Origin of the sequence: Microcoleus sp., from assembly GCF_049646505.1 — a bacterium.
Classification (GTDB): domain Bacteria; phylum Cyanobacteriota; class Cyanobacteriia; order Cyanobacteriales; family Microcoleaceae; genus Microcoleus.
Map to the genome: position 1 here is coordinate 1 of NZ_JBARVX010000393.1, position 7,563 is coordinate 7,563.

8 protein-coding genes, 1 tRNA gene and 2 pseudogenes are annotated in these 7,563 nt (G+C 48.8%); 9 read left to right on the forward strand and 2 right to left on the reverse strand.

Annotated elements, in window-relative coordinates; translation table 11 throughout:
- From WBA89_RS19675 to WBA89_RS19710, 8 genes and pseudogenes are all read left to right on the forward strand, one after another.
- Positions 1-192: pseudogene (locus tag WBA89_RS19675) on the forward strand (hypothetical protein); the annotation flags it as partial.
- Positions 189-698: a hypothetical protein gene (locus tag WBA89_RS19680; protein ID WP_424408883.1), complete on the forward strand. Its 510-nt coding sequence runs from the start codon at positions 189-191 to the stop codon at positions 696-698. The pseudogene WBA89_RS19675 and the gene WBA89_RS19680, both read left to right, overlap by 4 nt.
- Positions 698-961, forward strand: a complete 264-nt coding sequence (locus WBA89_RS19685) for a hypothetical protein (protein ID WP_424408884.1) — start codon at positions 698-700, stop codon at positions 959-961. The genes WBA89_RS19680 and WBA89_RS19685 overlap by 1 nt, the downstream gene beginning before the upstream one ends.
- Positions 952-1,497, forward strand: coding sequence for a hypothetical protein (locus WBA89_RS19690; RefSeq protein WP_424408885.1), 546 nt, complete (start codon positions 952-954; stop codon positions 1,495-1,497). The genes WBA89_RS19685 and WBA89_RS19690 overlap by 10 nt, the downstream gene beginning before the upstream one ends.
- A 280-nt stretch (positions 1,498-1,777) precedes the next feature.
- On the forward strand, positions 1,778-2,170 hold the full coding sequence (locus tag WBA89_RS19695; RefSeq protein ID WP_424408886.1) for a hypothetical protein: 393 nt from the start codon (positions 1,778-1,780) through the stop codon (positions 2,168-2,170).
- Positions 2,171-2,299: 129 nt separating this feature from the next.
- A complete protein-coding gene (locus tag WBA89_RS19700; RefSeq protein ID WP_424408887.1) occupies positions 2,300-5,044 on the forward strand; it encodes a DUF3854 domain-containing protein in 2,745 nt (914 codons plus the stop codon).
- A gap of 142 nt (positions 5,045-5,186) precedes the next feature.
- Positions 5,187-5,501 (forward strand): hypothetical protein, encoded by a 315-nt coding sequence (locus WBA89_RS19705; protein ID WP_424408888.1) that lies wholly within the window; start codon positions 5,187-5,189, stop codon positions 5,499-5,501.
- Positions 5,502-5,533: 32 nt separating this feature from the next.
- Complete coding sequence (locus WBA89_RS19710; RefSeq protein ID WP_424408889.1) at positions 5,534-5,818, forward strand: flagellar alpha dynein; 285 nt, start codon at positions 5,534-5,536, stop codon at positions 5,816-5,818.
- Between the two features lie 78 nt (positions 5,819-5,896).
- Here WBA89_RS19710 and WBA89_RS19715 read toward each other — a convergent pair.
- A tRNA-Pro gene (locus WBA89_RS19715) sits at positions 5,897-5,970 on the reverse strand.
- Positions 5,971-6,057: 87 nt separating this feature from the next.
- Here WBA89_RS19715 and lipA point away from each other — a divergent pair.
- Positions 6,058-6,936 (forward strand): annotated as a pseudogene (gene lipA / locus WBA89_RS19720) (lipoyl synthase); the annotation flags it as partial.
- Between the two features lie 315 nt (positions 6,937-7,251).
- On the opposite strand, the gene WBA89_RS19725 reads toward lipA, so the two are convergent.
- Positions 7,252-7,563 (reverse strand): hypothetical protein (locus tag WBA89_RS19725; protein WP_424408890.1); only part of this gene is annotated, 312 nt, incomplete at its 5' end.

The window sequence follows — 7,563 nt, forward strand, 5'->3', positions numbered from 1 at the left end:
TTCCCCGTCTGCGACTTTACCCGCCAGACTTCCACCAACTTTTTAGAGTGGGTTGATTTTTCTCAACTCATCGCACTCATACTCGCATCGGCGGGAGTGTTTGTGCTGGCAATGTCAATGTGGCGACAAATCAATCCTCTCAATCTGTTTCCCCCAGTTCGCATCAACATTCAAATAGGGACAAAATTATGAGCCTGCAACTACGCCTTTTTGGCGGCAATTCTGATGCTGGAAAACTTACGGCCAGCAATGACGGCAATCATGCCATTGACAAGTCAAAAGTTTTGGCACAAACCGATGCAGCCGTCATCACGCCAACGAATCCCGGTAACTTTGGTTCAATCCGCACAGTTCCCATATTGCCCGAACCGCGCTACTTTGACCGCGAAGAAGCCGACAGACTTAAGGAGTTAGCCAAGGAAAAGACCGACGGTGCAAGGCAGAGTAAACGCGCTTACAAAGCTTTGACCAAGATTGAAGTGGCTGACAAAGTGGTACACAAAGAGCACCGCAAATACGAGGGCGCGGTTGCCGAAAACGAATTAGGCAAGAAGCGCGCCGATGCTGGACTGGCTAAAAAACTGCACGGCCTGCGCCCCGGTTATGCGCGCCTGGGCTTGGGAATCGATAAAGCTGAAAATGATGCCCGCACCCGCATCGACGCTATCCGAGCCAAACTCACGGCGGGGATGAGCTAATGCGAGCGATGTATCTGGCTAATTACTTTATTGCTGGGTGCATCGCTTCTTCCCTTCTGGGGTGGGTAGCGAGTTTGCATCCAATGGCATTCAGGGCGATCGCATTCTTGGCAGCAACAGCATTTATTTTGTGGGGACTGTGCTGGCTCTTAGATTTCTCAGTTAGTGGCTGGCTCAAAATTTCTGTGCAGAATTTACAGGCTTTGTTGCTGGCAATTCTGGCAATGGGAATTATCGGCGCGGGGGTGTTTCTATGCAGCTAAAAATGTTTGTGCTTTCCGGTGCTGCACTGGCTTTGTGGCTGGTGCCGCTAACCGCGCTCGATCAGCGCGTCAGTTGGCATAAATCAATTCAGGGCCTGAGCCTCTGCGGTGCGATTGCTTGCGCGGTTGGTGCTGGAAATATCGCACGCCGATTGGCTGACGAAAATGAAATTGAGGCGATGAAGGCCAGAGCAATCAAAGCTGATACAGAGGATGAAATCGCCACCGAGGTTTACGTTTCACAGAAACAACGGCAACAGTCAGCCGAAGCCATTCTCAATCCTGTGGAACAGCTCGAACGCGCCCTAGCACTGACTTACGGCTATGACGATGAGTCTGAGCTGGAACGTTCCAACAAGCTAGCTGAACCCGATGCCGAACGTTCTGAGAACGAGCGCGGGGAACGGGCCCTGCAACTCAAGGCTAAGGGCTGGGGCAAGGCAAAAATCATTCTTGAAATTTGGGGAGTCAGCAAGGGCGGTTCCCAAAAATATAAGGATGCTGAAGCTGAGTACAAGCGTCTAGTCGGTGAGTGAAAATGCTCTATTTCCCCTCGAAAATTGCTTTCTCCGAAACCTTTACGCCGTCTCGCTTTCCCGCCACAAACTCACTCGTCGATGTATAACATCGACGTGGAGGAGACTGGCTAGGGAAGCGAGAGGTAAAATCCGTCCAAAATTTAGGCCGCCGAAAGCCTCTCTGGATAAGCATCGTCGAATGCTTTTCCCTTTAAACCCGACGAGTGAGTTTTTTTTTCGTTTCCGGTTCGTATCAGAGGGAAAACTCTTTTGTTTTTCTAGGAAGTAGAATAGCCAAATGGACATATTGACGTTTGCAAAAAGAATATTGAGACTGTCGTGCCACCCTCAAGATGGCGACACGATGATTTCATTCTTGCGGCGTTACAGGGAAATGATGTCCCCTACTAAATGGAAGTATTGGCAAGGTATCTGCGAGGTTATCAAGGCGCAAATACGTGCGTTGTTGAAGACATCTATTCACTTGGCACCTTTGGTGTGCTTGGTACTGGGTTTCTTGCTCGTCCATCTTTTTGTCTACGCCAACGTTGAGGAGTTTGCTACATCCGCAAAAAGAGAACTCCAAAAATCAGAAATTATTCGCGGCCCGCCGAAAGGCTTTGTGCCGCTTCCCGACATCGAAATAGGTGGCTGTGCTCGCAACGACAGCTTAATCGCACCCGCAATCTAAACGCGGGGCGGTTCCTCCTGTGCCTTGAATTTTCCAAAAACTATAAACGCCAAAAAACCGCTGCTATCAATTGGAACCTGAACTGCAACGGCTTTTGGTACTAAACCCGCTTTTTAGGGCGGTACACTAATGAATTTATCATACCCCACTGGGTCAGATTCTGCATCCCAAAATTCAACCTTCATCAGCCCCAAACACCTCGCCGAGTGGGTTGAAGGTTCAGCCGTATCAGAAGCTGTCGCCAGTCTCAACATCGAATCGCTAACCGCCAAAGAACTCAACGAACGTATCCAGCCCAAAGAACCAATCAAAACAGGTGGTTGGTGGTGCCGCAGCATCAATTGGCGCACTGGCGCAAAAACGGGGAACCGCTACGGACAAGGCAAACCCGACAAGCCGCACCAACCAGAAGGGCAAAAACCGCGCAAATACCTAACAGCATCAGGAACGGAACCCGACGCAATCTTCCTAGCCATGCCAGACAGAGATTACTGGCTCAAGACTCGCAACGACCTCTCTGTTCCCCGGCACTGGACAGAAGGGGTTAAAAAAGCTGGCTCTGGACTGAGCATCGGCTTAGCAACCATTGCCCTAACAGGAGTCTGGAATTGGGGCAAAGACGGGCAACTAGCAAAAGAAGTTGAAAATTGGGCGCAACCCGAAACTGTTCACTACATAGACTTTGACTCTGACTATGCGGGCAATCCATCTTGCCGTGCAGCCATTTTGAAGTTTAGCCGCTTGCTAGAAGAACGCGGATGCGAGGTTTACGTCACGGTTTGGGATACCGAGTTTAAAGGCATGGATGACTTTATCAAAGCTAACGGTGGCGACGCATTCAAAGAATCTGTGGCGAGCGCGCAAACCCTAGACAAATGGGAAAAACAGCTCAAGAAAAGCGATCGCAAAAAAGCTGCTTTAACCTCTAATAAATTCCCTACCTCTCACGCGCATACGCGAGATGATGTAGTATGCCAGAAGTATGACAGTAGTGAAAGTGACTACATTCCTGACACAGCACCGTCTCCAGAGCTTAGTTACGTCCAAAAAGCGGAGGCTTCACTGTACTCTGAGGGGCATTGGGTGTCGATTGCGGGTCAAATTTACCAATTTGCCGACGGCTATTATCAACTGCGGTCGGAACCTTCGGAAAAACGCCGTATCCGTGATTGGCTCAGTACCTATTTTGAGAACGTTAAGGGCGTATACCGCTGCAACCGTGCCAGCTCTGCCAGCATTAATCAGGTTTACGACTGGGTGGTTGCAGGTTTGGCGGTAGACATTGATGCCGTAAACCCGCCGGGACTGAACTGCTCTAACGGGATTCTCAGGATTAATTCAGATGGTTCTCATTTCTTTACCCCGCACAATCCTAAGCAGGTCTACACCTACATTGGTGGCAAGTACGACCCCAGTATTAGTCCCGTAGATGGCGATCGCCTTTTAGAATGTCTGGAACCACAACAGCGTGAAATTTTCCTTAGAACGGTTGCTGCTGCACTGTGTCTACCGCTGGCTCGTTTGAAGATGTCGCGGGTCAAAGGATTGCTTTGTCACGGCGATGGCAGTAACGGTAAGGATACTTTGCGGACTGCTTTGGTGGCGGTGTTGGGACGGGGTGTGACAGGCAAAAGCTTAAAGGACTTTCAGATTTATGACAGCGGGAGAAAGTTTCCTCTTGCTGGTCTGGAGAATTCTTTGTGCAACTGGTCTAGCGAGAATGCAGACGCTGTGAAGCTGGATAAGCTGCAAAGTCTCAAGCAGTTCATCACGGGCGATGAGCTGACAATTGAGCACAAGGGGCGTGGCGAGTATCCGTACAAGCCAGAGGCTATATTCCTGGCTAACTGCAATGTTCTGCCAAGTATCAGCAGCGATGCAGAGGCTATCAGGAGCCGTTACTGCATTTTGAGTTTCAAGAAAACTTACGCGGTTGGGGCTGACTCTGGGAAGGGCCAGTTAGAAGCCGACCCTCGGTTCAAAGAAGACCCCAATTTTATTTTGGAACGGATTGCGCCGGCACTTCTCAACAGGATGCTGGAGCGGATACCGTTGCTGCTGGCTGAGGGGATTAATTACGGCTCTAGTGACGCAGCTTTACGGGAAGCTCAGGAAAAGTCTCAGCATCTGTGGCAGTTTGTCAGAGACATGGGATATGAGGTCGGTCAAGGTGAGCGCGTTTATGCCAAGGACTTGTGGCAAGAATTGCGGGACTGGTATGTAGAGGCTGGCATTCTTGAGATTGAGGGTGAGAAGGAAAAACTAATTTGGAACGAGTTGCCGGGGCGCGATACTCCTGTAAAGGCTATCAACCAACTGTTTGCGCGGTTCAGTGAGTTGTTCCCCAAGCTGGAGAAACATCGGCATACGGAAACAGTTTCAGATTCTCAACGGACAAAGGGTGAGGCTTACTATTTCGGCATCTGCAAACAAAAGTTAGAAATAAGTGGAAAATCATCCTCACCGTCCTCACCGCCTGATTGTGCGGTACTTTCATCCTCACCACTGCCTCACCGAAATAAAAAAGGTGAGGATGGTGGTGAGGCAGTAATCCTTACACAGAGCGTCGGTGAGGACGGTGAGGACGAAAACTCACTTCTTTTGGAGTTGTGCAATTCTTTGTCAAAACTCACCCTGTCTCAAAGACAAAAACTGACAAAACTCACCGGCATTCCCTGCTCTGACCCCATCAAAGCATTCAGACTCGGAGACGAAGTGGCTGGTAACAATCCAGAGGACATTAGCTATAACTGGCACGGTCGCATCGTTGAGATTCACACGAGCATCGGTTGCAAGGTTGACTGGCAAGAGCGCGACGGCATGAAGGGCGGACGGGTAATCTCAATGCTCTTCTGTAACCTACGGAAAATTTAGCCGCTGCCTGACAATTGACGGCTAAACTTTATCCCCCTTAACTGGGGGATTTTCATGTCTACAAATTTTGTAGACAAAGTGTTGACATTGTAGACAGTCATCAGTTATTGTAGACAGATAGTGTAAACAGGTGTCTACAGTTATGAGTTTAGTAATCAGTTTTCGCGCTTCCGGGCATTTCCTCAACTGGTTGGAATCGCAGCGGATGGAGGAAGAATCCTTGAGCCAGTGCAGTCAGCGCATTTTAAGAGTGATGGCTGCGGGGGGAAGTCTTGACGTGTCTACATCTTCTGCAGATTTGTCTACAATGCCTGCGGATTTGTCTACACGAAACAGCGATAGCGTCGCGTCTACAAATATTGTAGACATTGTAGACAAGACTGTAAGTGCAAGTCTTGACCCCGTGATGGAGCGGATGGCCGCCATTGAGGAACGGCTGGGAAAATTGAGAGCCTGAGCGATGACAACGATGAATCGCTCAGGCAGGAATTGAAAGCGGCCAACAAGCAACTTACAGAGTGGGATGCAGAACTCAATCAGTTACACGAGCGCAACGGCGATTTGGTGCTGAAGGTGCAGATGCTGGAGCAAGAGCTCAAGGAAGCGCAGCACGATCGCCATGAAAACAAAAACTCAGCTCCGACCGACGCAAAATTTCTAGAGCCGGCCGACTTGCTCAATCAGTTGAAAGGGCGGCGCAAAAAGTCGAAGGCTGACTTGGCTGATATGCAAACAGTGTTGGAGATACTCAGCTACTTAGAAGAGTCGGACTGAGCTAAAGATGAGCGGAAAGTGGAATATCCTAGAGAGTAATAAATCTGAAACCCTTTACCCGTGAAGAGTTAAAGTCAATCGGGATGACAGGAGTTGAACCTGCGACCCCCTCGTCCCGAACGAGGTGCGCTACCAAGCTGCGCTACATCCCGAATTTAGTCACCATACTTTACGATATCACATTCAATTCAAAATTGACCGAACTCGTATATAATGATTTGTAAAACACTACTCAGGCGGAGACAGGCGTGACAGTTAAGCCCCAGTGGTTGCGAGTTAAAGCCCCCCAGTGGGAGCGCGTCGGCAACGTCAAAGAAATTTTGCGGGATTTATCCCTGAATACGGTTTGCGAAGAGGCATCCTGTCCTAACATCGGGGAATGCTTCAACGCGGGTACTGCGACATTTTTGATTATGGGCCCGGCTTGTACCCGCGCCTGTCCTTACTGCGATATCGATTTTGAGAAAAAGCCCCAAGCTTTAGATCCGACGGAACCCGAAAGATTGGCGAAAGCGGTGCAGCGGCTCAAACTCAACCACGTCGTGATTACTTCTGTCAACCGGGACGATTTGCCGGATGGGGGTGCATCTCAGTTTGTCGGGTGCATTCAAGCTGTACGATCGACCATGCCCGATACAACGATAGAAGTTTTGATTCCCGACTTGTGCGGCAACTGGCAAGCTTTAGAAACTATTCTCGCAGCCCGCCCCGATGTACTCAACCACAATACCGAAACCGTAAAGCGACTTTACCGGAAAGTGCGGCCGCAAGGAAAGTACGATCGCACCCTCGAACTTTTGCAGCGCAGCCGCGACATCGCACCGGGGGTTTACACCAAATCCGGAATCATGGTGGGACTGGGAGAAACAGACAGCGAAATTCGGGAGGCGATGCAGGACTTGCGGGCTGTCGGCTGCGATATTTTGACAGTTGGACAGTACCTGCAACCGACTCAAAAGCACTTGAATGTAGAAAACTTCGTACCTCCGGAACAGTTTGATGCTTGGAGAGAGTTTGGCGAATCTTTGGGATTCTTGCAAGTTGTTGCTTCTCCCTTAACTCGCAGTTCGTATCACGCCGAACAGGTGAGGGAGTTGATGAAGCTTTACCCGCGCTAGCAATTTTAATTTGAGTGGAGTCAAGCCCAGAACACCATTCTCAATCAGATAGGACTTATACCGATTTTCTTCTAAAATAGTGCTACAGTCAATCTATCTATTTTAGACACCGAACATCGTTTGACAGAGTCCATATTTGTAGTCGCAGTTTATGAAATTGGTATTAGGTACTCGCCGAAAAAGAAACCGATTTTTTTGAACTCTGATTGAGGGTTTCAATCTAGTATTTTGGTTGAAAAATCGGCGTTGCTGAATACAAATATGAATTCAAGATTTCCCAATTGCTATAAGCCAAGTATGGTTAGCTTTGTAACATCAAGCGAAAAGTTGATTCATATTTAGAATCAGCAACTCCTTTTTTTTTACCGCAGAGGGCGCTCTTGGCGCAGAGAGAAGAGGGAAGAGAGGTCTTGTGGTAATGTGAAATCCAGTACAATCAGCTCGCTCGAATTTCTCTCCTGTTTCTCTGATTTCTCTGCGTTCTCTGCGGTTAGATTTTTGAGATGTTAAATCTGGCGTTGCTGAATACAAATATGAATTCAAGATTTCCCAATTGCTATAAGCCAAGTATGCTGAGCTTTGTAACATCAAGCGAAAAGTTGATTCATATTTAGAATCAGCAACGCC

What these genes read in the sequence shown, in the direction of transcription:
- WBA89_RS19700 (WP_424408887.1), top strand. Translation starts at nt 2,300, where the DNA reads ATGAATTTATCATACCCCACTGGGTCAGATTCTGCATCCCAAAATTCA.
- WBA89_RS19680 (WP_424408883.1), top strand. Translation starts at nt 189, where the DNA reads ATGAGCCTGCAACTACGCCTTTTTGGCGGCAATTCTGATGCTGGAAAA.
- WBA89_RS19705 (WP_424408888.1), top strand. Translation starts at nt 5,187, where the DNA reads ATGAGTTTAGTAATCAGTTTTCGCGCTTCCGGGCATTTCCTCAACTGG.
- WBA89_RS19695 (WP_424408886.1), top strand. Translation starts at nt 1,778, where the DNA reads ATGGACATATTGACGTTTGCAAAAAGAATATTGAGACTGTCGTGCCAC.
- WBA89_RS19690 (WP_424408885.1), top strand. Translation starts at nt 952, where the DNA reads ATGCAGCTAAAAATGTTTGTGCTTTCCGGTGCTGCACTGGCTTTGTGG.
- WBA89_RS19685 (WP_424408884.1), top strand. Translation starts at nt 698, where the DNA reads ATGCGAGCGATGTATCTGGCTAATTACTTTATTGCTGGGTGCATCGCT.